Genomic DNA, 26,673 nt, shown 5'->3' with positions numbered 1-26,673 from the left:
CGAGGATGTTGATCGTCCGACCTGTCGAGACGCGCGATATCGACGCCTTAGCGCGACTAGCGGAAAACGCCACCCCACGGCTGACTAATTTGCCTGCCAGTCGGGAGCGGTTGCTTGAACGCATTGCGCGCTCTCAAGACGCGTTTATCAGTGAGGTGGAAGCGCCAGGCAACGAGCACTACACCTTTGTGTTGGAACGCATCGCGACTGATGGTACCTCTCATGAGGTACTGGGGACGGCGACCATTCGCGCCCAAGCGGGCGGTGCTGAGGCCTATTACACCTACCGTCAGGAAACGCTGATTCACGCCTCCCAGCAGCTCAACGTGCGCCGCGAAGTGCAAACGCTTTCGCTGTCTCACGAGGTGTCTGAGGCGACGCTGCTGTGTGCTTTCTCGCTTGACCCGCGCTACAAAGGAACTTACGCAGAAAGCCTGCTGCGTCGGGCGCGGCTGATGTTTATCGCCCAATACCCCGAGCGCTTCTCGCGTATTCTGGCCGTGGCGTTTCCCGGCTACCTGGATGCCCAAGCGCAATCGCCATTTTGGGAGAGCGTCGGGCGGCACTTTTTCGCTCGCAGCTTCCAAGAGATGAACCACATCGCCGGGGTGCGCTCGAAAAGCTTTATTGCCGAGGTCATGCCGCAGTTTCCGCTGTATTTGCCGCTGCTAACGTGTGAGGCGCGCGCGGCTATTGGCCGCGAACACCCGGCGCACAAAACGGCACTAGCGGAAATGATCGCGGAAGGCTTTGCGCGCTCTCGCCACGTGGATATTTTCGACGCCGGGCCGATTGTCAAAGCCAAGCGCGAGCGTCTGGCAACGTTTCGCCATGCCGCCTGGCGCCCGGTGCGCATACGCCCCGAACAGGCGTTGCCCGATGCCGAACCGGCGATGATCGCCAACCAAAAGCGGGATGATGATTTTCGCTGCCTTGTCGCGCGTTACGCACTTTCCCCTACCGGCCAGTTGATGCTATCGCCCTCGCACGCCGAGCAGCTTGGGGTGGAAGAGGGCTGCGCAGTGCTGGCGGTACCGCTAACCCTGCCAAGCGCCGTCGCTGAGCTCGATGAAGGTGCTGTGTTCGATGAAGGAGAGGTGTAATGCGTCTTCGACCCATTGCCCGTGACGACCTGGATGGACTGCAGGTGCTGGCACAACAGACCGGCGTGGGCTTTACCTCGCTGCCGGATAACCGCGAATTTCTGGCAAGTAAGATTGAAACCGCCGCTAGCGCTTTTGAGGAACGCACTCCTAAAGACGACCGGCTGTATTTTTTCGTGCTGGAAGACGAAGAAAACGGCGAGTTGGCGGGCTGCTGCGCGATTGAAGGCCAGGTAGGCCGCGAAGTGCCGTTTTACCACTACCGTCTGGGTACGCTGGCGCACTCTTCAGCACAGCTGGATTTGCACCGCACCATCGACACGCTGTTTTTAAGCTCTGATCACACCGGCGACGCTGAGGTATGTTCGCTGTTTTTGCGCGAGGAGTACCGCGGCGAAGCCAATAAGCATTTGCGCAACGGCGCGCTGCTTTCGAAAGCCCGCTGGCTTTTTATCGCGCAGTTTCGCGACCAGTTCCCGGATAAAGTGTTGGCGGAAATGCGCGGCGTGTTCGACGACGACAACAAAAGCCCTTTCTGGGAGAGCCTGGGCAAGCATTTCTTTCCCATGGATTTCAACGAAGCCGACCGTTTAACCGGCTTGGGGCAGAAGAGCTTTATCGGCGAGCTAATGCCCAAGTTTCCCATTTACACCACCTTCATTGCAGAAGAAGCGCGCGCCTGCATCGGCCAGGTCCACCGCCACACGCGCCCAGCGCTGGAAATGCTCAAAAAAGAGGGGCTACGCTGGGAAGGCTATATCGATATCTTTGACGGCGGCCCCACGGTGGAAGCCTATATTGATGACGTGCGCGCGATTCGTAACTCACAGCTTTATACGGTGGAAGTTTCTCAAAACGCCGCGCAGGAGAGCGTCAGTCGTTGGTTAGCGACGACCACTAATATGCTCACCTTCACTGCCAGTTGGGTAGGTCGCGGGCCAAGCACTGACCACACCATTGTGCTTAGCGAACAAGAGGCGAAGCGCTTGGGCGTTGCCACTGGCGATACCCTGCGGCTACTCGAAACCTAGGAGACGTTTACAGGAGAGTTTTATGCACGCCCAACAGCAGCAATTGATCAACGGTGCCTGGGTAACGGGGTCAGCAGATGCGTTTACCAAGCACGACCCCGTATCCAGCGCGCTGCTCTGGCAGGGAGGGGCGGCGTCAAGCGAACAGGTAACGCACGCAATCGAGTCCGCGCGATACGCTTTCCCCGGCTGGGCGCGCACGCCTTTTGCTGAGCGCCAAGCGCTGGTGGAGAGCTTCGTTGAAGCATTAAAAAACCACCGTGAGGATCTGGCCGTGGCGATTGCCAGTGAAACCGGCAAGCCGCTTTGGGAGGCGCGCACCGAAGTCGGCGCGATGATCGGCAAGGTGGCGCTTTCGCTTAAGGCTTATCATGAGCGCACCGGCGCGCGGGAAAAAGACGTCGGCGGCGCGAAAGCCGTGCTGCGCCACCGCCCCCACGGCGTGATGGCGGTATTCGGCCCGTATAACTTCCCTGGGCACCTGCCCAACGGCCATATCGTGCCCGCACTGTTGGCGGGAAACGCCGTGGTGTTTAAACCCAGCGACCAAACCCCGCTCACCGCCGATATTACCCTGCAGTGCTGGCTTGAGGCCGGACTGCCCGCCGGGGTTATCAACCTGGTGCAGGGCGGCGTGGCGGTCGGACAGGCGCTGGCGGGCAATGCCGGCATCGATGGGCTACTGTTTACCGGCAGCGCCAAAGTAGGCGGTATGCTGCACCAACAGTTTGCCGGGCAACTGGATAAAATCCTCGCCCTGGAGCTGGGCGGTAATAACCCGCTGGTGGTCAAAGACGTCCCCGATGAGCGGGCCACAGTGCTGGCCATCCTGCAATCGGCGTTTCTTTCCGGCGGCCAGCGCTGCACCTGCGCGCGTCGCTTAATGGTGCCCGAAGGCGACGTGGGGGATCGGCTAATCGACGCACTGGCCGATGCCATTACCAAGCTGCACGTCGCCGGCCAGTTCGAAGAAGACCCCGCGCCGTTTTATTCAGGCCTGGTCAGCGTGGCCGCCGCCGATGGCCTGCTCAAGGCTCAGGAGGCGCTGGAAGCCATGGGCGGCACGGTGATTAGTCGCATGCGGCGCCTGCAAGACAACACCAGTCTGCTGAGCCCTGCGCTGATCGACGTGACGGGACTGGGCGTGCCCGATGAAGAGCACTTTGGCCCGCTTCTGAAAATTCATCGTTACGGCGATTGGGACGAAGCGCTACGGCTTGCCAATAACACCCGCTTCGGGCTTTCCGCCGGGCTGATTGGCGGCGAGCAGGCCGATTGGGACGACTTCCTGCTGCGTATTCGCGCTGGGATCGTCAACTGGAACCGGCAAACCACAGGCGCCTCCGGCGACGCGCCCTTCGGCGGCGTGGGCGACAGCGGCAATCACCGGCCCAGCGCTTTTTATGCGGCAGATTACTGCGCCTATCCGGTGGCCTCCATGGAAGCGGAAACGCTGGAAATGCCCGATACCCTGCCGCCGGGAGTAAGTTTATGAGCGCCCAGGAAGTGAATTTCGACGGCCTGGTCGGCCCGACCCATAACTATTCGGGTCTGGCCGTGGGTAACGTGGCCTCGATGAGCCACGGCGGCCTGGTATCCAACCCTAGAGAGGGCGCGCTGCAGGGGCTTTTAAAAATGAAGTCGCTGATGGACGCTGGCTACGCCCAGGGCGTACTGCCTCCCCAGCAGCGGCCCGATATTGGCGCACTGCGCGATCTAGGCTTTAGCGGCAGCAACCCTGAGGTGCTGGCGCGCGCTGCTAAAGAGGCGCCGCAGCTGCTGCGTGCGGTCTGCTCTGCGTCCAGCATGTGGACGGCCAACGCGGGTACCATCACGCCAAGCCCGGACGCGCCGGATGGCCGGGTGCATTTCACTCCGGCCAATCTGCAGTCAAGCTTCCACCGCTATCTGGAGCCGGCCACCACCGGCCGCGTGCTGCAGGCCATTTTTCGCGATGAGGAGCGCTTCGCCCATCATTCGGTTCTGCCTGCCACGCCGGCGTTTGCCGATGAAGGCGCGGCCAACCATACCCGCTTATGCGGTGAGTACGGCGAGCCGGGCGTTCATCTGTTCGTGTATGGCCGCCAAGCGTTTGGTGACGTGCGTAGCGGCGAGCGCGAACCCAAGCGCTATCCCGCCCGCCAGACGCTGGAAGCCAGCCAAGCGGTGGCTCGCCAGCACGGGCTAACGGATGCGCAAACCGTGTTTGCCCAGCAGCATCCAGAGGCCATCGACGCGGGTGTCTTCCATAATGACGTGATTGCTGTGGGTAACGGCCCCGTGCTGCTTTACCACGAAATGGCGTTTTTAGATGAAGCGCGCACGCTTGATGAGCTACGCGCCAAAATGGCCACACCGTTGATTCCCGTGCGGGTGCCCGTAGAGGCGGTGAGTATGGAAGATGCCGTGGCGTCTTATCTGTTCAATTCCCAGCTGCTCTCCAACCCCGATGGCACCATGACCCTGGTCGTGCCCGGTGAATGTCAGGAGCGCGAGGCGGTATGGCGTACCATTCAGGATTATCTGCTGGCGGGCCATAACCCCATCAGCGAGGTGGTCGTCAAAGACGTCAAACAAAGCATGCGCAACGGCGGTGGCCCCGCCTGTCTGCGTCTGCGCGTGGTGCTCACGGACGCTGAGCGATCAGCGTTGACAGGCCGCGTGCTGCTGACTGAGACGCTTTTTGAGGACCTCACCGCCTGGGTAAACCGCCACTACCGCGACCGCCTCGCCCCGGAAGACCTTGCCGACCCGCAGCTTGCGGAAGAATCCCTTACCGCGTTGGATGAGCTTACGCAGCGACTCAAACTTGGTGCGGTCTACCCGTTTCAGTTGAAGTAAACGTCGTGTGCCTTACTTAGCGAGGTGCAACCTGCACCTCACGTGGAGTCCGAACGATGTATATAGGCAGTATTTTTGTTGCCCTGGCCGCCCTTAGCTGGGGGATTACAGGGGCGATTGCAACGCAACTCATGGCCCTGGGGTGGGATGCCGCGCTCGTCTCGTTGTGCCGGGGGGCTATTGGGCTTTTGTGCTTTATCGCTTGGTTGGCTCTGCGGCCGCAACAAAGTGGCCTATCCAACCCACAGTTGTGGAAATGGTCGTTATTGGCCGGTCTCGGTGTGGCGGGCAACTTTACGTTTTACTTTCTTAGCATAGCGGAAGGCAGTATCGCGATTGCGGCGACGTTGATGTATTGCGCACCGGTTTTTGTCTACCTGGTGTCGTTTGCCATGAAGATAGAGCGCCCCACACCGATCAACTGCGGCGCTATTTTGCTGGTGATGCTGGGTATCGTGCTGCTCACTCGTCTTTATGATGTTAGCGCGGGCGATGTGACGGCAGTGGGTATTATGACCGGCCTGCTCGCCGGGCTTTCCTATACGCTATTTATCTTTGGCTTTAAGCAAGCGTCAGTTCACGGCAGCAATCAGGCGAGCCTTAGCATTTCCTTTGTTGTCATGGTGGTCGTGATGAGTGTCTGGTCCGGTCTTCGCACGGGGTTTGCGATACCGGCGCTTGATATGCAAACACTCGCGCTGCTGGCGGGCCTTGGCTTTCTCGGGGCGGGTCTCTCCTTTGTGCTGTATTTCCAGGGGCTAAAGCAGAGCTTGGCGACAGTGGCGTCGATTGTGGCACTGGTGGAGCCGGTGACGGCGACATTGCTGGGGTATGCCATCTTCGATCAACAGCTCAAAGGGCTGCAATTAGCCGGCATGGTGCTGATATTGGTGACCGTGACAGCGTTGACTATCCACTCCAACTGGGAGCGCAAGCGTGCGCTGCGTAAACGAGGCTTCGATCTCGAATAATGCATGCTTTATCCACGCGGAATTAAGGTGTTATTCCGCGTATGCTAGCAAAATACCGTGCTGGGGTTTACGTTGGCGGCAGGTTGTCGCCTACGCTAAAGACTCCATACCGTTCTTTATTATCAAGAGGCGACTCCATGAGCCAGGCGCTAACCGGGCATAACCGCCCCGCCCAAGTGATTGATGCGATACAAACCGCCAATGCCGAGCTGCCTAGCGCTGACCGGCAGGCCAAGTTTGCCAAAATGGCCCTTTCGCCCTATGCCTTTTTTCGTGGTACCAACCACCTTTACTGGGACGATATCTGGCGTGACTGGCGTTTTGCCCTGTTTGGTGGTTGGCCGGAAACGCAAACGTGGCTTCAAGGCGATGCTCACGCGTATAACTTCGGCGCTTACGGGCATCATGATGACCTTATCCGCTACGGCATGGATGACTTCGATGACGCCCTGGTGGGGGATTACCAGTACGATGTGTGGCGGCTGGCAATCAGCGTTGAGCTAGATGCCCGTGAGAACCTGGAGCTCTCTGATAAAGACACGCAAAAAGTGATAAAAAAGCTGCTACTGGGCTATATCGATACGATCCAGCACCACCACGAAGGCATCCCGCTTTATGCAGTGTCCATGGAAACTGCCATGGGGCCGCTTAAACCCTTTCTGGAAAAGGTGGCGAAAAAGCAAAGCCGGGCCAAAATGTTGGCGAAGTGGACCGAAGTGGACGAAACACAGGGGCGGCTTTTTACCCGGCGGCCTGGAAAACTCGCTAACTTGCCCGCTGATGTCGCCAGCCAGCTCAAGCGTTTGATTGAGAACGAATACCAGCAGACGCTATCGCACCCAGTCAAAGAGGCCGACCCCGACCATTTTCGCGTGAAGGATACCGCCCGCCGTCTTGGTGCCGGTACCGGCTCGCTTGGCGTGGAGCGTTATTATGTGCTGATTGAGGGTGGGCGTGATCACGAGCATGACGATGTGATTCTGGATGTGAAAGAGCAGGTGACCCCAGAGGCATACCGGCTAATGACCCCCGCTGAAAAACGCGCTTGGCGGCGTAGCTTTCCTAACGAGGGGATTCGCCACGCGGCGGCGTTTCATGCGATTGCCGAGCACCCGGACCGCTACCTGGGCTGGCTCACCTTCAACGATAAGGTGTTCTCGGTGCGCGAGCGTTCGCCGTTCAAAAAAGACCTGCCGACGCATAAATTATCGGGCGCTAAATCTTACCGCAAGCTAGCGCGCCAGTGGGGCGAAATCCTCGCCCGCGAGCACCTGCGTGGCGCCCAAGCGCTTAATCAAGGTGATGAGCATGCCCATTTCGCTAAGGCCGTTTGCGCCCGGCTGGAAGGTCGCGAGGATGCGTTTATCCAGGTGGTCACCACACTGGCACAGGCTTACGCCGATTGTGTCGAGCAGGACCATCAGGTCTTTGTCGATCACTTCTTGGCGACATCAGCCCCGTAAAAAGCCGCCCAATACGTAAAGAGCTCAAATACACAAAGCATTAGAAACGAAAGGAGAAACGCTTGCCAGAGGTCGTGTATTGGCTGGATATGGTCGGGGTGATCGTTTTTGCGCTATCCGGCGTGATTCTGGCCTGCCGCAAGCGGATGGATCCATTTGGAATGCTGGTGTTAGCGGCAGTGACCGGCATTGGCGGCGGCACACTGCGCGATTTGGTGCTGGGCGTGCACCCGGTGTTTTGGGTCACTGACCCAACCTACTTGTGGGTGATTTTGGCCACGGTGGGCGTCTCGTTGGTAGGGTTTCACTATATTCATCGTCTCTCACGCGGTTTTCTGCCCGTGGCGGATGCCTTTGGGCTGGCGCTTTTTATGGTGATTGGCACACATAAGGCGCTGTTTCTCGGCCACGAGGGCGTAGTCGCGGTGTTGATGGGCATGATGACCGGGGTGGCCGGCGGCATGATCCGTGACGTGCTGGCTCAGCGCGTGCCCATGGTGCTGCGCGAGGAGGTTTACGCCACGGCGGCCATCGCTGGTGGGATCGTTTACGTCGTACTGCATAGCCTGGAAGCGCCGTTGATGCTGACGATCACGGCCGCGCTGTTGACCACCCTGGTACTGCGGCTGGCGGCAATTTACTGGCACCTTTCGCTGCCGGTGTTTGCCTGGGTAACCCTGCCGCCCAAACCCAAGGCGGGCAGCGACGAAGACTCTTCGCTTTCCGACGCGTGGAAAGCCAAGGAGCGGGTACGCATGATTCGGCGCGAGCGTAAAAAACGCTGATTTTTTGTAAGTGCTGTCTCACTCAGGAACGGTCTCAAGAGCTATTCCAAGAACTGTTTCAAGAACTGTTTCAAGAGCTATCGCAATAGTGATTGCTGTTGCCGCCAACGGTCGAACCAGCGCCGTGGTTGGATCACTTGCAGCGTGGGTTCGTTGTCGTCTAACGCAACGCCCAGCCCCAAACGCCCTAAGCGGGCATAAAGCGCCCCGCTGGCGCGTTGATCCGCTAGCGTCAGGTCGGCTAGCACCAAAAGCGGGCCGCCGCTAAGCGTTAGATCGCTCAGCGTGAGTTGGTCGCCGTTTAAGCGTAGCTGCGCGTCGCCGGTCATATCGAGCACGTTGAGCATTCGCCCCAGCCAGTCGTTTTCTCTGGCGCGGGCAAGAAATAGCCGTGCTAGCAGGCCGCTATCGCGCAGTTGAAGCGCTAAGTGAGCGCTAAGGTCGATAGGCGTGTCCCACATCAGTGCCGCGTCGCTCATATTGAGCTGGGCCCACCAGCCAGCATCCTGGTGGCCTTCCGCGCTTAAGCGGGATACGTTCTCCAAACGCAGGAAGGAGTCGTCGGCGGTAAAGCGCATGGCGTCGATATTGCCTTCGCTTAAGGTTAAGTGCATATGCATATCCCCCCGCAGCCGCTGCTTCATTAGCGAAAGCTCCGCACCGAAGGCTCGCAAGGTGACGTCGCCTTGGCCGTGTAACCCGCGCAGCGTTAGCTCGCTTTCGAGGCTGGCGTTGCCATCTAAAAGTGCAATACCAACGCCTTCAGGGAAGTAGGTGTTGTAACGGGTAATGTCAGGCACGTCGATAATTGGCAAGCTAATACGGGTCGTGAAATGTTCCGGTTGCGGGTCATCCATGACGGCGCTAAAGGTATCCGTATGGGTGGTAAGGGCGAGATGACGCCCTTCTACATGGGGGCGGTCCTCGTCTTGGCGTTTAAGCGAAAAGCGTGGAATCCCAAGCGTCAGCTGCGCTTGCTCGGGGCTATCCAGCTGAGCGGTGAGCTCCCCGCGCCCGCTGGCTTGGTAGTCTAAAAAATCGACGCTGAGCGGGTTGGCGTCCACCCGGAGGCGTGTCGGCACGGTGAGTTGGCGGCCGTGAAAGCCACCCTGAGCAAAAAGCTGCCCTTCACCGCTTATCGCAAGCCCATGGGCGGCGGGTAAAAAGGCGTTGAGAAAGCCTAGGCGCTCGACGCGACCCGATAGTGAAAATTGCCCACGCGGCTCGCCATCCTCGAGCTGAAAGCGTCCTTCGTGCAGCGTCAGGGTGCTCGTTAGACTTCTCTCTCGATTGGCGTCCGCTACCTGCCAACGCAGTTGGCTACCGCTCAAATCAAGATGGCTAGCATCGAGTGCCGCGTCGCGAATGGCAAGATCAAGCAGCATGTCGCTGGTTAAGCGGTGGACGTGCTCGCCCGCGTGCCAGTCGGTAACCCAGCGGTTCCCCGCAAGCGATACGTCACCGCTTAACGACGTCGGGGTCAGCGTTAACTGGCCGTGGCTCTCGGCTTGCCCGCTCACCAACCGCAGCGGTGTTGGCTCAGGTAAGAACGGGGCCACATAGGGCTGCAGTACCGTCATATCGGGCAATGTGGCGTCTTGCCAGTGCAGTGTGACTTGCTCGGGCGCCTGCAAGCGGTCAAGACGGCGGTTGTCCAGCGAGGTGGTGAGTCGCAGTTGGGTATCGGTGGCATACGGTGTCTCAGCCAAGCTTTGATGTACTGTGACGCCGTTGAGCCTCGCGCTTAAGGAGAGCGTATCCGGCGTATCGTCGGATACGCGCAGCGTGATGGTGCCGTCGCCACGGGCGGTGTGAACCGCAGGGCGGCGTTCGGGGGAAACCCAGGCCGTCGTCTCGGTGGCATCAGAGGAAGTGCTTAGGGCTGCCTCGTCGACGTTTAGCGTCAGCGCAGGCGTGTTCAAGATGAGTTGGCTGCCAGCGTCGAGCTGACCATGCGTTAGGGTGATTGTGCCCTTAAGCTTGCCACGACCGCTGACGGCAAGCCAAGGCAGCGCCTCGATGTAGGGCATAAAAACGTCCCAAGCATCGGCGTGGGCGCTTAGCTCGGTATCGGCGGAGAGCGCGGCCGCCAAGTCAGGGTTTAAGGTGCCGTCGGCGGTCGTCGGCATCACTGGGTCCAGCGTGGCGCTGGCGTTTAGGTGAATATCCCGTGCCAAAACGGCACCATCGCTTTCACGCAGCACGCGCCCCTGGGTTAAGTCCAGCTCAGCATGGGGAATGGTCAGGGTGTCGCGGCTGAGGGTGGTTTGGCTGAAGCTGAGGCGACCGTCGCCCTGTAGGCTAATGTCACCTAGACGCAGTTTTCGGATGCCGTTCGCTTCTAAGGCGTCAATATGCATCTCACCGCGTAGCAGCGCCAGTAGCGAGAGTTCGAGCGTGGCGCGTTCGGCGTCGACGGAAAGCGCCAGCGTGCCGTCATCGCGGCTCAGGCTCAGCCCTTTGACCTCCCAACGGCCGGGGTGGTGGCTACTGCCTTGGTCCCAGCGCACCTCCACGCCCTCTATTTGCGAAATGCGTTTAGGTAACCATTGACTGTTGAGCAGCCAGTAGCTGCCCGCAAACCACAGCGCCACCAGACCGAGGATAAGCACCAGTGTTATCGCTAGCCATCGCGGAAAGCGGTTTTTGGCAGAGGGTGGGGCGGCTTTTTTGTCTGTCGTTGTGGTCGGCATACGCGCGGTCTAAAAGACGGCTCCTGTTAAACGCGGTTTTATGGCATGATGCGCGGCGTTGTTTATGATGGACGACTAACTTTAACGCTAGGCAGGCAGCAAACGCCATGTTCAAGGATTTTTACGCGCAGCGCGGAGAGTACGTGGTGATCTCCGCTGAGCAGGCCAGCCGCTTCGCCAAGGGCGTTGCCGGTGACTACAACCCCATCCATAATCCGGATGCACGCCGCTTTTGCGTGCCCGGCGACCTGCTTTTTGCGCTCGTGCTCGAACGCTTTGGGCTATCGCAATCGATGGAATTTCGCTTTTTGAGCATGGTGGGCGCGGACACGCCCCTACGCTTTCATGAGGCGGATGACGGCTCGATTCACGTCAGCGACGAAGGCGGTAAGTGCTATTTACAAGCGACTCGCGGGGGCGCCACTACCCACGAAGAAGCCGCCGTTGATGCGTTTGTGCGCTGCTACGTGGCGTTTTCAGGCAAAAACTTCCCGCACTATTTAAAACCGCTAATGGAAGATAAAGGGGTGATGTTCAACCCCAAGCGCCCGCTCGTTATCTACGACAGCATGGGGTTCACTTTGGAGCGGCTCGACGGTTTGTCACCCGGGTTGGCGCTGACGCGCTCCTCGCTTGAGGTATTGGGCAAGCGCGCCGATGCGTTGCTGGAATTTTCCATTCAATCGAACGGTGAAGCGGTGGGATGGGGCTCGAAGAAACTCGTGGTCAGCGGCCTTTGCGACTATGACGCCGAGGCGATGGAGGCGATTGTCGCTGAGTTCTACCGCCTGAAAGCCGCCTACGAAACCTCTAACGCCTAGACGTAAGGCTACACCACCACGGTGACCGGGCAGGGAGCGAGCTCAATCACTTTTTGGCTTACGCTGCCCATCAGCGACTCCCGCCAGTGGCCTAGGCCGCGTCGTCCCATCACTATCACCGGGCTGTCGTCGCATTTTTGTGCTTGCTCGGCGATGGCTTCACCGTAGTGTTCGGCGTGCAAGACGGTGTCTTGAATGCCCGTTGGCACGTCCCCCAGTGCTTCGCGGGTGTTGGTTAATACCCGTTCAGCTTCAGGCTCGCCGTTATCCAGCGGTGGCACCTCGCCGGGGGGCTGACAGTAGATAATCTCGACCGGGATATTGCCGCTGCGGGCTAAATCGCCTGCCAGGCGCGCGGCGAGGTCGCTCTCTGCGGAACCGTCAGTGGGGAGAAGAATTCGCCCGATATAGGCCGTTTCGGTAATCTCAGCGTCGGCATGCAATACGGTTACGGGGCCTTTAGCGCGGTGAATCACGGCGTTGCTGACACTGCCTTTTACCCACTTGCCAATTTCGCCTAAATGTCGAGCACCCATCACTAGCTGGGATTTTTTATGCTGGCGTGCATGTTCGACAATGGCGCGCTCGGGCTGACGCACAAAGCTTGTGTCGCGCAGGCGTACCTCTTCCACTGTCAGTTCCGAGGCAAAGGATAGGTCTTTGAGTGCGCGACGGGCCTCGTCAAAAGCGACATCGGCTTTGGCGTCTTGCTGCTCGCGGTCAAAGTCCACCTCACCCTCACGGTTGGCGGGTAAATCACTCAGTTCAGCGGGGTGTAAGGGCAATACGTTAACGAGTTGTAAGGTGGCGTGGTGGAGGCTCGCCAGTAGCGCGGCGTGGCGCGTTGCGGCGTTAGCCTCCTTGGACCCGTCGATGGGCACGATTACCCATGAAATTTGCTCACTCATGCAAGGCTCCTTGCGTATCTGTTCAGCCGGTCCGGCCTCTACGTCGTTAGTTTAAGCGGGTGCCATCAACGTTGCCACTGGGGTATTCTCAAAGGTAGCAACACAATGGGCTTTGCCTTTTACCCTATCAAACGCCTATAAAAAAGCGCCGTTAGCGCTTTCTCGCTAAATAAGGGATCACCATGAACCAACGCAAAACGTTAACGCTGGCCGTGGCGGCCACTGCCTTAGCGCTCTCTTCACTGTCGGCGCAAGCGCGTGATTTTCGCCTGGGTTTGATTACGCCGCCGCAGCATTTGTGGTCAACCGAAGCTGAAGCGTTCGCCGAGACTTTGCACGAACGCTCGGGCGGCGAGCACAGCGTGTCGGTTTTCCCAGCGCAGCAGTTAGGCAACGAAGCGCAGATGGTGCAGCAGCTGCAAACCGGCGCGTTGGATATGGCGTTTTTAACCATTGCCGAGATTTCCAATCGGATTCCCGATTTCGGCGCGCTCTATGCCCCGTATCTGGTCGATAACGTCAACCACGCGGCAAGCCTTTTGCGCTCTGACGCAGCAGGCGAGCTGTTGGACTTAATGCCCCAAGGCGCGGGGTTGGTGGGGGTTGGCTACGGCATGGTGGGGATGCGCCAGGTCTTGAGCCGCGACCCGATTACCTCCGCTGAGGATATGCAGGGCTTGCGTTTGCGCATTACGCCCTTCGAGCCGATTCGTGACTTTTACACCGCCACCGGGGCCGCGCCAGCGCCGATGCCACTGTTGGAAGTCTACGATGCTCTGGCAAACGGCCAGGTTGACGCCATCGATATGGATTTTGACTCGATTTTGATTCTGAAATTCTACGAGCAGGCGGATAACCTACTGATCTCCAACCACATGATGTTCCCGATGGTGGGCGTGGTATCCGGGCGGGTGTGGCGTGAACTTTCCGCTGAGGATCGCGAGCTGATCGACACGACGATGTCCGAGCATCTGGAAAACGTGCTCGCCGGCTTTGAAGCGAAAGATGCCGCGCAGGAAGAAGAAATCCGTGCGCTGAATATCAATATCGTCGAAGCGGATGCCGGGTTCTTTAGCGAGGCGATTGCTGAGTGGGAGGCGATCTGGGCGCCCAAGGCTCCGATGTTAGACACGCTGCGTGAAGAGGCCGAGCGTCTGCGGGATCAGTGATGCTACAGCGTTTATCCACCGGGCTTGCCCGCGTTGAAGAGGTTACCGCCGCCTTATTGGCGGCGGTGGTGACGTGCTTGATTCTTACCAATATCGCCTTCCGTGCCTTGGGTAGCCCACTTTATTGGATCAGCGAGCTTTCAATCTACGCTATGATTTGGATGACGTTTTTGATCGCAAGCGCGGTGTTAAAGCGCCGCCAAGGTATCGCGGTGACGCTGCTGCCCGAGGCGCTGCCACAAACCGGGCGTAAGCTCGTCACCCTCTTTGTGGATAGTGTGGTACTTGTGTTTGCGCTTCTGATGGTATGGCTCTGCTGGCAGTGGTATCAGCCGTTGACGCTCGCCCGGTTAGGCTTTGATACCCAGGCGTTTCAAGGCGAGACATTTAACTTTATCTACGCCGAAAACACCTCCACGTTGGGCGTCAAAAAATTCTGGTTTTGGCTTATTGTGCCGTGGTTTGCGCTGTCGTTGACCCTGCACGGTACGGCGAATCTTATCCAAGCCCTTTGGCAGTGGCGAAACCCGACCGAAGAGCCTGCTTCGGAGACGCTGCTATGACCGTGATGGTATTTGCGCTGTTGCTACTTGGTGCTGTGCCGATCGCCTTGGTACTGGCGCTGACCGCCATGTGGTACATCTATGCCTCCGGCAATACAGTGTTGTTTGCGTCCTACCCGCAGCAGCTCTTCAGTGCGATTGAAAGTTACGGCTTACTGGCGATCCCGCTTTTTATGCTCGCCGGTGAGTTGATGAATGAAGGCGGGCTGACGCGGCGGTTGATTGCGTTGGCGCGGATTTTTGTCGGCGGTTTTCGCGGCGGGCTGGCGTATATCAACTTGATCGCCAATATGATGATGGCGGCGATAATCGGCTCGGCGGCCTCGCAAATTGCGATTATGTCGCGTGCGATGGTGCCCGCCATGGAGCACGAGGGCTACGACAAACCCTATAGCGCGGCCATTACTGCGGCGGGCGGCTTGCTCTCGCCGATTATTCCGCCGTCGATGTTGTTTGTGCTGTTTGGCGTGATTGCGCAGGTGCCCATTGCCGAGATGTTTATCGCCGGGCTTTTGCCGGGTCTGTTACTTGGCTTGGCTTTTTTTATTGTGATTGCCGTCGTGGGACTTTTGCAGCAGTACCCGCGCGGGCAGTGGCCCAGCCGACAGCAGGCGCTTGCGGATTTTGCCTGGGGGTTACCGGCGCTCTCGATTCCGGTAATTATCATTGGCGGTATTTTGTTGGGCATCGCCACCCCCACTGAGTCGGCGGCGCTGGCTTCATTAGCCGCGCTTTTAATCGGCCGCTTTGTTTACCGTGACCTTGATCTGGGGCGGCTGCCCCAGGTGCTGCGTCGCACGGCGGTTAATGCGGGGCTGGTGATTATGCTTATCGCCGCAGCCGGGGTGTTTGGTTGGGTGGTGGTGTATGAGCAATTGCCGCAAATGGCCGCCGCCTGGATTGCCGCGCTGACCACCGATCCGTTTATGTTCTTACTGCTGTTGATCGGCGTCTTGTTGCTGGTCGGCATGGTGATCGATGGCATCGCTGCGCTTATTCTGGTGGTGCCGATAGTGCTACCGATTGCGCAAAACCAGTTTGATATCAGCGCGTATCAGTTTGGTGTGGTGGTGTGTTTGACGCTTGTGATGGGGCTGTTGACGCCGCCTGTCGGCGCCGGGCTTTTCGTGGCCTCGTCGATGACCGGCGCGCCACCGCTGAAAATCTTTCGTGCGCTGCTGCCGTTTTTGCTGGCAACGCTCATCATACTGGTGCTACTGGCTTGGCAGCCCTGGTTAACGGAAGCGCTAATTGACCGCTAGCTGCCCCTTGCAGCATAAATTCAGCGCACGGCGGAAGGAGCATTGACCCCACCTTGAGAATCTTGTTTACTCGCGTAATGCCCGTTGACGCTTACGTCAACTTACTGCTACATCCTTTACCCACAACAAACATAAAGACGATAGGAGACACTGCATGTCCGTTCGCGAAATCCCCATGTATATCGATGGCAAACCGGTCATCTCGCAAAGCCAAGATTGGCATGATGTAGTCAACCCAGCGACGCAGGAAGTCGTGGCGCGGGTACCGTTTTGTACCGCTGAAGAAGTTGAACGCGCGGTGGCAAGTGGCAAAGAGGCGTTTAAAGAGTGGCGCAAAGTGCCGCTGGGTAAGCGCATGCGCATTATGCTCAAGCTACAAGCATTGATCCGCGATAACACCGCCGAGCTTGCCGCGCTGATTACCGAAGAACACGGCAAGACCCTGCCGGACGCAGAAGGCGAAGTGGGCCGTGGGCTGGAAGTGGTCGAGCACGCGTGTTCCATCACTTCGCTGCAGCTTGGCGAGCTTGCGGAAAACGCCGCCAATGAAGTCGACGTTTACAGCATGCATCAGCCGCTGGGCGTTGGGGCGGGTATCACCGCGTTCAACTTCCCCATCATGCTGCCGTGTTTTATGTTCCCGCTGGCTATTGCCACCGGTAATACCTTCGTGCTCAAGCCCTCCGAGCAAGACCCGAGTTCCACCATGCGTTTGGTCGAGTTGGCCCACGAAGCGGGCGTCCCTGCGGGCGTGCTGAACGTGGTCCACGGCGGGCCGGATGTGGCTAACCAGATCGCTGATCATCAAGACATCAAGGCGCTGTCGTTTATCGGCTCCACCCACGTAGGCTCGCTACTCTATAACCGTGCCGCTGCGGCGGGTAAGCGCATGCAGTCGATGATGGGGGCCAAAAACCATTGTGTCGTGATGCCGGACGCCAACCGCAGTCAGGCCATCAACAACTTGCTAGGGTCGGCTTTTGGTGCCGCCGGACAGCGCTGTATGGCCAATTCCGTTGTCGTCTTAGTGGGCGATGCATGTGAATGGCTGGAGGATATCGTCGAGGGCGCACGTGGCATGAAAGTTGGCCCTGGCACCCAACGCGACGCCGACTTGGGCCCGCTGGTATCGCCGCAGGCCAAAGAGCGCGTCGAGCGGTTGATTACCGCGGGGGAAAAAGAGGGCGCCAAGTTAATGGTGGATGGCCGCGGTTGTACGGTCGACGGCTACCCAGAGGGCAACTTCGTTGGGCCGACGCTCTTTGCCGACGTCAACGCCGATATGACGATTTACCGAGAAGAAATATTTGGCCCGGTGCTGTGTGTGGTTAACGTGGAAACGCTGGATGAGGCGATCGAGTTCATCAACGCCAACCCCAACGGCAACGGCACCTCAATCTTCACTAATTCCGGTTGGGTGGCGCGCCGCTTCGAGACCGATATCGATGTGGGCCAGATTGGCATCAACGTGCCGATTCCGGTGCCGGTGGCTTACTTCAGCTTTACTGGTTCGCGCGCCTCCAAACTTGGCGATCTCGGCCCCAACGGCAAGCAGGCCATTGCGTTTTGGACACAAACCAAAACCGTTACCGCGCGCTGGTTTGAGCCGGAAAACGTCTCTAGCGGCATCAACAGCACGATTTCATTGGGCTAATCGCCTTTTTGAGAAACAGCAAAGCCCCGCACAAGCGGGGCTTTGCTGGACGTGTGATGCAATAATGCAGTGGCAGGTGTTAGGCAGACTCAAACAGTGGCGCACTTGCGATGAGTAAGCGCTTAAAAGGCTCTAGCTGACTTTCGTGCAGTATTAGGCGTGTTCTTTCTGTGGCGAAGTGGCGCCCCGGTGGAGCCAAAAACGCGAATTCCCCTTCTTCTAGGTGAAACTCGTGAATTTCGCGTATGCCTTGAGAGGTGCGGCACTGGCTGCTGCGGTAGGCGTCATCTTCACCGTATACGAGGCGATGATACATTTTAAACAGGGTGTAAAGCGCCAGACCGCCCTCAAAGGAGGGCCAGCGTGCTGGCCGGGCTCTGGTTTCATCGTCCAGCGGTTGGCCGTCGGCTTTGGCATCGGCCATCGCGTCACTTAGGGGCTTGGCCAGAAGCGAGCCCTTTTGTTCGGGAAATGCCACGTTGTTTTTCATTGCTGAGGTAAATTCGTCTGCCGCGCGATGTAAATCGGTTATGTCGCGAAGCGGATATTCCATGTACTTAAGATCGGCGGGTTCGCAGCCGCCGTTCTCCCAGCCGTGAATCACGCGCAGCGTGAGAAGATCGTGCTGCATGGGGCGAACGGCCAACAGATAGAGCATCACACGGATATGCAGCTGGCGCTCATGACTGTCGTTATCAAATGCGTGGTAGGGGTCGACAAATAGCTCGTGAAGACGCCCGGGGGTATGTTCCTTCGCTTCGGTATAGCGCATGAGGCTTCCCTATAAACTCACGGTGGCGCAGGGTAGCGCCTTTATATATAGCGGATAAGAGTCGATGTATGACCAATGCAAAACTAACTTCAGTATGGAGAGCCTAACGACAGATTAAAAGAGCCAAGCAACTGAATAGCGCGTTTGTTTTAGCTTTCTTACGTAAACGGCACCCTCAGACGCACTATGTTAATTCCACAACAATAAACGGAGTTTTTATGACGTCATCCATTAGCCGGTTTAGCGTTCCAGAATCGCTGGAAGCGCTGCCCGACGATATTCGCGACACCATACTGGCCGTGCAGGAAAAGGCCGGGTTTGTGCCCAACGTGTTTTTAATGTTGGCGCACCGCCCGGCAGAGTTTCGCGCTTTTTTCGCGTATCACGATGCATTGATGGAGCGTGAGTCGGACACCTTAACCAAGGCAGAAAAAGAGATGATTGTGGTCGCGACCAGCGCGCGCAACCGCTGTCTTTACTGCGTGGTCGCCCATGGTGCGCTGGTGCGTATCTATAGCAAAACCCCAGAGCTTGCCGATCAGGTGGCGGTGAACCACCGTACCGCGCCCATTAACGAACGCCACCGCGTGATGCTCGACTTTGCCATGTACTGTGGCGTGGAAGTCGGCGAGTTAACCGATGCATGGGAAGAGCGGCTCACCAATGTCGGTTTTACCCGCGAAGATATCTGGGATATCGGTGCCATTACGGCGTTTTTTGGTCTTTCTAACCGGCTTGTGACCCTCACGGGTACGCCACCTAACCAGGAGTTCTATCTGATGGGGCGCGTGCCGCGGGAGAAATAACACGGTGGCCATGGCTTTACTGTCCGCGCTAATTGCGTAACCATATTCACCACGGATAATCCGTCTCACAATTAATTCACTGTCGCCAGGGGAGCCCACTTGGGCTGAGAACGCACACACCCGTGCTGACCCTGGAACCTGATCCGGTTCATACCGGCGGAGGAAGTGCGACATGCCTTACCTAACCACTGCGGCACTGGCTGCGGCGCTTTTCTGTTTTGCTTACCTTGGCCTGCGCGCACGCCGTGCTGATGGCTTGTTGGATGATTATGTCACCGCGCGCAATTCCCAATCGGCGGGAACGCTGGGGCTTTCGTTTTTGGCCTCGGGCATGGGTGCGTGGATTTTGTTTGCGCCGCCGGAAATCGGCGCCTTTGTCGGGCCGGTAGCGCTTGCCGGCTACGCCATCGGCTCGGCGTTGCCGTTTATCGTGCTTGGCCTTTATGGCCCCAAAATCCGCCAGGCGCTGCCACAGGGGCGCAGCATCGCCGAGTTTGCCGAGGCCTGTTACGGACGTGGCGTGCGGCGCTGGGTGTCCCTGGTGTCGGTAGCCTACATGGCGTGTTTTCTTGCTGCCGAGCTAACGGCTATTGGCGCGATTACATCGCTGCTCTCGGATGTGCCGCCGGCGCTGGTGATCTTGGGCGTGGCGCTTACCACGCTGGCGTACACCGCCGTGGGTGGCCTGCGGGCGAGCCTTGCCACCGACCGCTGGCAGGCGTGGCTGTTGATCGCGCTATTGATGATTGTCGGCGGCGTGGCGCTCACGTCGCTGCCTGAGTTGCCACAAACCGCCGCGCTGCCTAGCGCGCCAATAGGGAATGCACTGAGCGTGGCGCTCACCCTGGTCATCGCGGTTACTGCGGCGAATCTGTTTCACCAAGGCTACTGGCAGCGGGTATGGGCCGCCGAGAATGACCAAAGCCTGGGGCGCGGCGCCTGGTTGGGTGGTGGCGCGACAGTGCTGGTGGTGATGCTGATTGGAAGCCTTGGGATGCTCGCGGCGATGAGCGGCGTCGCCCTGGGCGAGCCGCCGATTCCCTTTTTTGCGCTATTAAGCGAGGCGCCGGGCTGGCTTGCGCTACCGGCGCTGGTGCTAGCGGTAACGCTGGTGGCCTCCAGTGTCGATACGCTGCAAAACGGTATCGCATCGCTGGCGGCGGGCAATAGCCGCCAAAGCCGTTGGTCGCTGGCGGCGGCGCGCTGGGGCACGGTCGCGCTGATGGTGCCGGTGGTGGTGGTAGCCCTGCAGGGGCTCTCGGTGCTGCGTTTATTTTTGATCGCAGACCTGCTCTGTGCGGCGATTGTGATCCCCGTGCTGCTCGGTTTATGGCAGCGGATGACGCCGCGTGCGGCGGTGGCAGGCGGCGTTGGCGGCATGCTCGGCGCCATTCTCCCTGGCTGGGTAGTGCAAGGTAGCTTAAGCGCTGGGCTGATGGCGGCAAGCTTCCCCAACAGCATTCCCACGCTGCCACCATTTTTGGGCGCGTTGGTGGCTTCTACCCTGGTGAGTGTGGTGATGGCGACAATGAACCGGGCGCGTTGACAGAAAACCTGTCTGACGGCAGCAAGGCGGCATCTAACGCGTTATGCTAGGAAAAAACATAACCGTGTTCCGTCTCTATGCTTGGCTACCCCATTCCTGCCAATGAAACACAGCGCTTGGCCGCGCTACACCAGATTAAACTGCTGGATACCCCCGATGACCCGGTGTTTGACCGGGTCACTCGGCTGGCTACTCGGCTGCTAAACGTTCCGATTGCGACAGTAACGTTGATTGATGCCGACCGTCAGTGGATCAAATCGCGCGTAGGCACCGATACCCGAGAAACAACGCGGAAAGTGGCGTTTTGTTCGCACACTATCGCCGAGGGTGCGCCCCTGGTGGTGGAGGATGCCCGTCAAGACCCACGCTTTAGTGCCAATCCTTTTGTCGATTGCGAAAATGGCATACGCTTTTATGCGGGTATACCGATATTCTCTTCTGAGGGCTATGCGCTTGGTTCGCTTTGCGTTGTGGATACGCAGCCGCGTCACCTGCACGAGGACGAACTCGCCGCGCTTAAAGACTTGACCGATATATTGAACGATGAGATTCGCCTGCGTGAGCATTTGACCCGCGAGCAGCAGCGCCGCGCGATATCACAGCGCGAGCTTGACGCACTTCACAGGAGTCTCGAAGAACAGATCGAGCGGCGCACCCGCGAGCTGAATTTAGTCATTGAATCGGCGTACGACGCCTATATCAGCGCGGATGAAAATCACCGTGTGCTGGATTGGAATCGTGCCGCAGCGGCGATGTTTGGCTGGTCGCGCCAAGAGGCGCTAGGGCAGTCGCTGCAAGCGCTGATTTTCCCTCATGGTGTGCCTGAGTACGATGACGCAACGCCCATCGAGGTGAATGCTTGTCGCCGCGATGGCCGTGAGACGCCGGCTGAAGTGCGGATGAAATCGCTGCGCGTTGAGGGCAAACACCGCTATAGCCTCTTTCTCCACGATATTACCGAGCGCCGTCAGCTAGAGCAGCTGCGCGACCGAGAGGCGCGAGAAGATGCGCTCACACAGCTGCCCAATCGCCGTGCGCTAGATGAGCGGTTGCTCGATGCCATGGCCAGAGCCCGGCGGCTTCAGCAGCCGCTCGCGGTACTGTTTTTAGACTTGGATGGTTTTAAAGCCGTGAATGATGATCACGGCCATGCCGTGGGCGATGAGCTGCTGCGTGACATTGCGAAACGCCTACGCCACAGCGTGCGCGAAACCGATTATGTCGCGCGCTGGGCGGGTGACGAGTTTGTGATTGTATTAGAAGGAATGGCGCCTGAGGCAATACAGGGGCTTAGCGAAAAGCTGATTCTTACCATTGAAGCGCCGATCCAGTTGGGCGAAATGTCACTTTATGTCAGTACCAGCATTGGCGTGGCAAGCTACACTCCAGCGAGCAATGAAACGGCACAAGAGCTGTTAAAGCGCGCCGACGTGGCGATGTACGAAGCCAAGCAAGCAGGCAAAGCGCAAGTTAAAATCGCACAGCAAGGAAAAGCATGATTCGCGTATTACTCACACTGCCGGATGGCACCACACAAGAGGGCGATGAAACGCTGATAGCGCTCTTTCGCGAAACCCCCAAAAGCCATATCTGGGTGGATATGCACGGCGAGGAGCAGGCGCAGGAGCTAGCGTTACTTGAGTCCTTTGAGTGTCACCCGCTTGCCATTCAAGATGCTCATAAAGAGCGTCACCCGCCGAAGATAGAAGAGTTTGAAACGCACACGCTGATTATCTATCGCGGTATTTCCTCGTTTGATGCCGAGCTTAACTATGTGCCGCAGCAGGTGAGCTTTTTCATCGGCGAACGTTTTTTGATCACCTTGCACCCGGGTGAAGCCCTAAGCATTGAGCGGTTATTCAACGAGGCAGGTGCCACGCTTTTGCGTCAATCCCCTGAGCGTGTTGCGCTGCGTGTGATGTACATCTCGGCCGGGTTTTATATCGATAGCCTGTTGCAATTTGAAACCGCGCTGAGCGATATCGAAGATGAGCTGCTAGCCGCGGGCAACGACGACCTGATGCGACGGATTACCGCCTACCGTTCGCGATTGGTCAAAATGCGCCGCGTGTTCAGCTATCACAAGGGCATCACGCAGGAGCTCACCGCCTATGACTACGCGCATCTGCCCCGCGATGATAGTGAAACCCTGCACGCCATCACCGATGTGGAGGATCGCTTTGAGCGTCTCTATACCCTCACGCAGATGTATTACGATATTTGCGGTGACTTAGTCGACGGCTATATCTCGATTTCCTCGCATCAGCTCAATATCACCATGCGCGTGCTAACGGTGATCACCGCCATCTTTGTGCCGCTGACCTTTATCGCCGGTATTTACGGCATGAACTTTGAATATATGCCCGAGCTTGGCTACCGCTATGGCTATTTCTTCGTCTGGGGTGTAATGCTGGGTATCGGCATCACGCTAATTTGGCTCTTCAAGCGTCAGCGCTGGTTTTAACCTGTTGCTATAAGAAGTGCGCGATTGCGTGTGCGCCCCATGGCGACGCGGCGAAAGTTTGTTATCGTCATGGTTTGATTATCGACAACCAAGAGGAGTCAGCCATGGCAGATAACATCGCTAACCTGCCCACTCGCATGGCCGCTATGGTACTGACCGGACACGGCGGCATTGAAAAGCTTGAATATCGCGTCGATGTACCCGTGCCGACCCCGGGGCCGGGCGAGGTGCTGGTGCAAGTGACCGCAACCGCCAAGAACAACACCGACCGCAAGGCGCGCGAAGGGCTCTACCCGACCAAAGATAAACAGGACGTGACCTCGTTTGCCATGGGCGGCGAGCCGACGCTGACGTTTCCGCGCATTCAAGGCGCGGATATCGCCGGGCGCGTGGCCGCCGTGGGTGAGGGCGTTGACCCCTCGCGCATAGGCGAGCGCGGCCTGTTGGATTTCAACCTTTACGCTGATGCACGCCGCGATATCAACCTAACGCCGGACTACTACGGCCATGGTGCGGATGGTGGCTTTGCCGAGTACGTCGTACTGCCGGCGGATCAGTTTCATTCCATTCCCAATCCTGAGCTCAGCGACGCCGAGCTTGCCGCCATGGGCATGTGCTCGTACCAGACCGCCTATCATATGATGACTTCCGCCAAGGTGAGCACCGGCGAGCGCGTGCTGGTGAGCGGAGCCAGCGGCGGCGTGGGCACGGCGCTGATTCAGCTCTGCCGTGTGGTCGGGGCGATCCCTTACGCGGTGAGCCAACCCGATAAAGCCGATGCGCTGCTTGAACTCGGCGCTGAGGCGGTGATTGACCGTGGCGATTTGCCAACGTTCGTGGACCGCGTGCTTAAGGCAACCGGCGGCGCGCCGATTGACGCGGTGATGGACTTGGTGGGTGGTGAGATGACGAATTTGTTTATCGATACCATGATCCAGGATATGAAAGCGCGCACCACCTACCCGCGCCTATCGATTGCCGGGGCCAGCGGCGGCAACGTCAGCGAGATGATGTGGACGCGGGTTTATCTCTACCAAGTGCAAATTTTCGGTGTCTCCCACGGCACTCGCAAAGAGGCCGAACAGCTGATGGCGTGGATTCGACGCGGTGAGCTTAAACCGGTGCTGCACGCGGCATTCAAACTCTCCGAGCTGCACGAGGCCGAGCGCTATTTCGTCAATCGCGATAGCAACTACCTGGGTAAGATCGTGATCGTCCCGGACAGCCAGTGGCAAAACCACGGCGCGCCGTTTGCCCTAAACGCCTCTAACGAGAATGCTTCTAACGAGTCAGTGAGCCGCGCATGAATACCACACATACCATCCAACTGATGGATACCCACGCAGGCGGCGACGTGAGCCGTATTGTCACCGGCGGTATCGATTTGCTGCCGGGCGCCACGGTGCGCGAGCAGATGGAGTACCTGCGCGACGATGCTGACGGCCTGCGCCAGCTGTTGCTGACCGAGCCTTACGGTATTCCCGAAATGTCGGTGGATTTGCTTGTGCCTGCCACCCACCCCGAGGCAGTTGCGGGCTACATCATCATGGAAGTCATGGGCTACCCCATTTACTCCGGCTCCAACACGCTGTGCACCGCTACCGCCGTACTGGAACACGGTATCGTGGCGAAACAAGAGGGCGTGCAGCACTTCAAGCTCGAAGCGCCGGCGGGGCTGGTGAATATCGAAGCCACGGTGAAAAACGGCGTGGTGGATGCGGTGACCTGCGAAGGACTGCCCAGTTATATCGACACCTATCGCGCTACCATCAACGTGCCCGATATTGGCGAAGTTACCTATTCCATCGCCTACAGCGGCGGCTTTTACGCGCTGGTCGAGGCCGACGCATTGGGCTTCAAGCTGGTCCGCGAAGAGGAGCGAGCGCTGGCCGGTTGCGCGCACAAAATTGTCGAGGCGATCAAAGCCGAACGGGGGTTCTCCCACTACACCTTAGGCGATGTCGGGCCGTTGCCGTTTCTTCACTTTATGGGGCCGGAAGAACGCATCGCCGATGGCTACGTGCGTTCGCGCTCCACCACCTACGTTCATCCTGGTGTTATTTGCCGCAGTACCACCGGCACCGGCACCTCGGCGCGACTGGCCTTGATGAATTATGAAGGGCGGCTGCAGCTTGGCGATAAGCTGGAAACCGTCTCGCTGCGCGAAACCGGCTTTATCGGCACTTTTACTGGCACCCATACAGAGGGGGCTTACCAGGTGGTAGAAAATAACATCACCGGGCGCAGCTACGTGCTGTCGAAATCCGATATCGTTATCAATTGCGAAGACCCGCTGGTCTACTGCGGCAACCTCCATCACATCTTAAGTGACCGTCACGCCCACGCTCTTGTAATAGGTGCGTAACTGATAAGGATCCCTAATGAGCGAATACCGTTTGGATGACCAGCCGCTGGAGGCCGGGACGCTGTATCGTCTGCTTTCAGGCACCATCTGCCCGCGGCCGATGGCTTGGGTGGCCACGCAAGATAGCCAGGGCAACGCGAATTTGGCGCCGTTTTCGTTTTTTAACGTAGTGAGCGTCAATCCGCCGGTGCTTGGTTTCTCACCGCTACAAACGCCGCAAGGTCAGAGCAAAGATACTGTGCGCAACTTATGTCAGGTGCCCGAGTGCGTCGTGCACTTATGCGGCGAAGCGCTGGTGGAAGCGCTCAATATCACCAGTGCGAGCTTGGCTCCTGAGGAGGATGAGTTCGCCTTGGCGGGGCTTGAAAAAGCCACCATGCCAGGGATTCGCGTACCGCGAGTTGCCGCCGCGCCGGTCGCTTTTGGTTGCAAGCTTTATGACATGATCCGCTTCGGCGAGCAGCCCATGGCGGGGAGTTTGGTGCTGGCCGAAGTTGTCTCGATCTATATCGACGACGCCGTCTGGGACGGGCGCCATGTGGATATAGAGGTGCTTAAGCCCGTGGGCCGTTTAGCGGGCAGCGATTACATACGCTGCACTGATCGTTTCGCCTTGGAACGCCCCGCGTAACGCTCAAGGGTTGAAGTTATCGACTTTCGACTACACTAACTCTATAAAAGCATTTGATGTTAGAGCGAAAGGAGGCGTAATGACGACACTGGTAATCGGTGCTAACGGCCAGATTGGTAAGCAGTTTTGCGAGCTAGCGAAAGAGGCCGGTGAGCCCATCAAAGCCATGGTGCGTAGCCATGAGCAAACCGACTGGTTTACCCAGCACGGCATTGATGCCGTGGTGGCGGATCTAGAAGACGACTTTTCCCATGCATTTGACGGTTGTGATCAGGTCGTCTTTGCCGCTGGTTCCGGCCCCCATACCGGCCCCGATAAAACCCTGATGATTGACCTTTACGGTGCTATTCGCGCAGCGGATATTGCCAGTGAAAAAGGCCTTTCGCGCTATTTGATGATCAGCGCCATGCGCGCAGAAAACCCGTTGGAAGCCCCGGAAAAGCTGCGCCCTTACATGGCGGCTAAATTCGCGGCCGATGCGCATCTTAAGATGAGCACTGTTCCCCACGTGATCTTAAAGCCCGGTCGGCTGACTAATGAGCCTGCCAGCCAGCGATTTGCCGGTTCGCTTGAAGAAGCGGGAGACGACAATCAAGTATCTCGCGCAAATGTCGCTCATGCGCTGCTTTATGCCTTACAGCACCCTGAGACCACGCAGCGGGAATTTGTTTTGCTAGACGGACAGCGCGAATTGGTAGACGTCATGCAGTAACGCTGCAGAACGATGTGTCGAATGCTTGAAGTGGTTGGCTTTCGACTACACTCATTTTGTAGTTACCACTAATTGTAGTTACCACTGATTGTAGTTGCCACTGATACCACAAT

Annotated in this window: 23 protein-coding genes and 1 riboswitch; of the genes, 20 read left to right on the top strand and 3 right to left on the bottom strand. The window is 58.2% G+C overall.

The annotated features are described in order from the left end of the window. Window positions 1-5 precede the first annotated feature (5 nt). From HZS81_RS02575 to HZS81_RS02545, 7 genes are all read left to right on the top strand, one after another. Window positions 6-1,103 (top strand): arginine N-succinyltransferase, encoded by a 1,098-nt coding sequence (locus HZS81_RS02575; RefSeq protein ID WP_179928963.1) that lies wholly within the window; start codon window positions 6-8, stop codon window positions 1,101-1,103. After that, the gene (gene astA, locus HZS81_RS02570) at window positions 1,103-2,134 is read left to right on the top strand and encodes an arginine N-succinyltransferase (RefSeq protein WP_179928962.1); all 1,032 of its coding nucleotides are present in this window, start codon (window positions 1,103-1,105) and stop codon (window positions 2,132-2,134) included. The genes HZS81_RS02575 and astA overlap by 1 nt, the downstream gene beginning before the upstream one ends. Before the next feature lie 22 nt (window positions 2,135-2,156). Further along, a complete protein-coding gene (astD, locus tag HZS81_RS02565; RefSeq protein ID WP_179928961.1) occupies window positions 2,157-3,629 on the top strand; it encodes a succinylglutamate-semialdehyde dehydrogenase in 1,473 nt (490 codons plus the stop codon). Next, the gene (gene astB, locus HZS81_RS02560) at window positions 3,626-4,975 is read left to right on the top strand and encodes an N-succinylarginine dihydrolase (RefSeq protein WP_179928960.1); all 1,350 of its coding nucleotides are present in this window, start codon (window positions 3,626-3,628) and stop codon (window positions 4,973-4,975) included. Before astD ends, astB begins: the two co-directional genes overlap by 4 nt. Window positions 4,976-5,031: 56 nt before the next feature. Beyond that, the gene (locus HZS81_RS02555; RefSeq protein WP_179928959.1) at window positions 5,032-5,946 is read left to right on the top strand and encodes a DMT family transporter; all 915 of its coding nucleotides are present in this window, start codon (window positions 5,032-5,034) and stop codon (window positions 5,944-5,946) included. A 137-nt stretch (window positions 5,947-6,083) separates the two neighbouring features. Continuing rightward, window positions 6,084-7,409, top strand: a complete 1,326-nt coding sequence (locus tag HZS81_RS02550) for a DUF2252 domain-containing protein (protein ID WP_179928958.1) — start codon at window positions 6,084-6,086, stop codon at window positions 7,407-7,409. A gap of 62 nt (window positions 7,410-7,471) precedes the next feature. Further along, on the top strand, window positions 7,472-8,194 hold the full coding sequence (locus HZS81_RS02545; RefSeq protein WP_179928957.1) for a trimeric intracellular cation channel family protein: 723 nt from the start codon (window positions 7,472-7,474) through the stop codon (window positions 8,192-8,194). A gap of 77 nt (window positions 8,195-8,271) precedes the next feature. Here HZS81_RS02545 and HZS81_RS02540 read toward each other — a convergent pair whose 3' ends face one another. After that, on the bottom strand, window positions 8,272-10,887 hold the full coding sequence (locus HZS81_RS02540; RefSeq protein ID WP_179928956.1) for a hypothetical protein: 2,616 nt from the start codon (window positions 10,885-10,887) through the stop codon (window positions 8,272-8,274). Between the two features lie 107 nt (window positions 10,888-10,994). On the opposite strand from HZS81_RS02540, the gene HZS81_RS02535 reads away from it, so the two are divergent. Continuing rightward, the gene (locus tag HZS81_RS02535; RefSeq protein ID WP_179928955.1) at window positions 10,995-11,708 is read left to right on the top strand and encodes a DUF3581 family protein; all 714 of its coding nucleotides are present in this window, start codon (window positions 10,995-10,997) and stop codon (window positions 11,706-11,708) included. An 8-nt stretch (window positions 11,709-11,716) separates the two neighbouring features. Here the strand turns inward: HZS81_RS02535 and HZS81_RS02530 are convergent, their stop codons facing one another. After that, window positions 11,717-12,616, bottom strand: coding sequence for a universal stress protein (locus tag HZS81_RS02530; RefSeq protein ID WP_179928954.1), 900 nt, complete (start codon window positions 12,614-12,616; stop codon window positions 11,717-11,719). A gap of 182 nt (window positions 12,617-12,798) precedes the next feature. On the opposite strand from HZS81_RS02530, the gene HZS81_RS02525 reads away from it, so the two are divergent. The 4 genes from HZS81_RS02525 to HZS81_RS02510 all read left to right on the top strand — a co-directional run bounded on the left by HZS81_RS02525 (window position 12,799) and on the right by HZS81_RS02510 (window position 17,264). Then, a complete protein-coding gene (locus HZS81_RS02525) occupies window positions 12,799-13,785 on the top strand; it encodes a TRAP transporter substrate-binding protein (RefSeq protein WP_179928953.1) in 987 nt (328 codons plus the stop codon). Then, window positions 13,785-14,348 (top strand): TRAP transporter small permease, encoded by a 564-nt coding sequence (locus HZS81_RS02520; RefSeq protein WP_179928952.1) that lies wholly within the window; start codon window positions 13,785-13,787, stop codon window positions 14,346-14,348. Before HZS81_RS02525 ends, HZS81_RS02520 begins: the two co-directional genes overlap by 1 nt. Next, window positions 14,345-15,610, top strand: a complete 1,266-nt coding sequence (locus tag HZS81_RS02515) for a TRAP transporter large permease (RefSeq protein WP_179928951.1) — start codon at window positions 14,345-14,347, stop codon at window positions 15,608-15,610. Before HZS81_RS02520 ends, HZS81_RS02515 begins: the two co-directional genes overlap by 4 nt. A gap of 154 nt (window positions 15,611-15,764) precedes the next feature. Further along, window positions 15,765-17,264, top strand: a complete 1,500-nt coding sequence (locus HZS81_RS02510; RefSeq protein ID WP_179928950.1) for a CoA-acylating methylmalonate-semialdehyde dehydrogenase — start codon at window positions 15,765-15,767, stop codon at window positions 17,262-17,264. 79 nt (window positions 17,265-17,343) lie between these two features. Here HZS81_RS02510 and HZS81_RS02505 read toward each other — a convergent pair whose 3' ends face one another. After that, window positions 17,344-18,036 (bottom strand): hypothetical protein, encoded by a 693-nt coding sequence (locus HZS81_RS02505; RefSeq protein ID WP_179928949.1) that lies wholly within the window; start codon window positions 18,034-18,036, stop codon window positions 17,344-17,346. 218 nt (window positions 18,037-18,254) lie between these two features. Between HZS81_RS02505 and HZS81_RS02500 the strand changes: the two genes are divergently transcribed. The 8 genes from HZS81_RS02500 (at window position 18,255) to HZS81_RS02465 (ending at window position 26,560) form a co-directional block, all read left to right on the top strand. Then, a complete protein-coding gene (locus tag HZS81_RS02500; RefSeq protein WP_179928948.1) occupies window positions 18,255-18,842 on the top strand; it encodes a peroxidase-related enzyme in 588 nt (195 codons plus the stop codon). A gap of 77 nt (window positions 18,843-18,919) precedes the next feature. Further along, a riboswitch (TPP riboswitch) is annotated at window positions 18,920-19,025 on the top strand. Beyond that, complete coding sequence (locus HZS81_RS02495; RefSeq protein WP_179928947.1) at window positions 19,015-20,388, top strand: SLC5/6 family protein; 1,374 nt, start codon at window positions 19,015-19,017, stop codon at window positions 20,386-20,388. It overlaps the preceding riboswitch by 11 nt. Window positions 20,389-20,465: 77 nt before the next feature. Further along, entirely contained in the window at window positions 20,466-21,887 is a 1,422-nt protein-coding gene (locus HZS81_RS02490; protein WP_179928946.1) for a diguanylate cyclase domain-containing protein, read from the top strand. Then, on the top strand, window positions 21,884-22,852 hold the full coding sequence (locus HZS81_RS02485) for a magnesium transporter CorA family protein (RefSeq protein WP_179928945.1): 969 nt from the start codon (window positions 21,884-21,886) through the stop codon (window positions 22,850-22,852). The genes HZS81_RS02490 and HZS81_RS02485 overlap by 4 nt, the downstream gene beginning before the upstream one ends. A 104-nt stretch (window positions 22,853-22,956) precedes the next feature. Then, entirely contained in the window at window positions 22,957-24,159 is a 1,203-nt protein-coding gene (locus tag HZS81_RS02480) for an alcohol dehydrogenase catalytic domain-containing protein (protein WP_241697342.1), read from the top strand. After that, window positions 24,156-25,217: a proline racemase family protein gene (locus HZS81_RS02475; RefSeq protein ID WP_179928944.1), complete on the top strand. Its 1,062-nt coding sequence runs from the start codon at window positions 24,156-24,158 to the stop codon at window positions 25,215-25,217. Before HZS81_RS02480 ends, HZS81_RS02475 begins: the two co-directional genes overlap by 4 nt. A gap of 16 nt (window positions 25,218-25,233) precedes the next feature. Further along, entirely contained in the window at window positions 25,234-25,848 is a 615-nt protein-coding gene (locus HZS81_RS02470; protein WP_179928943.1) for a flavin reductase family protein, read from the top strand. Window positions 25,849-25,927: 79 nt separating this feature from the next. Further along, entirely contained in the window at window positions 25,928-26,560 is a 633-nt protein-coding gene (locus HZS81_RS02465; RefSeq protein ID WP_179928942.1) for an SDR family oxidoreductase, read from the top strand. The last annotated feature ends 113 nt before the right edge of the window (window positions 26,561-26,673 follow it).

This window comes from Vreelandella salicampi (genome assembly GCF_013415105.1).
In the GTDB taxonomy this organism is placed as follows: domain Bacteria; phylum Pseudomonadota; class Gammaproteobacteria; order Pseudomonadales; family Halomonadaceae; genus Vreelandella; species Vreelandella salicampi.
This window is presented reverse-complemented; position numbering and strand designations above follow the sequence as displayed.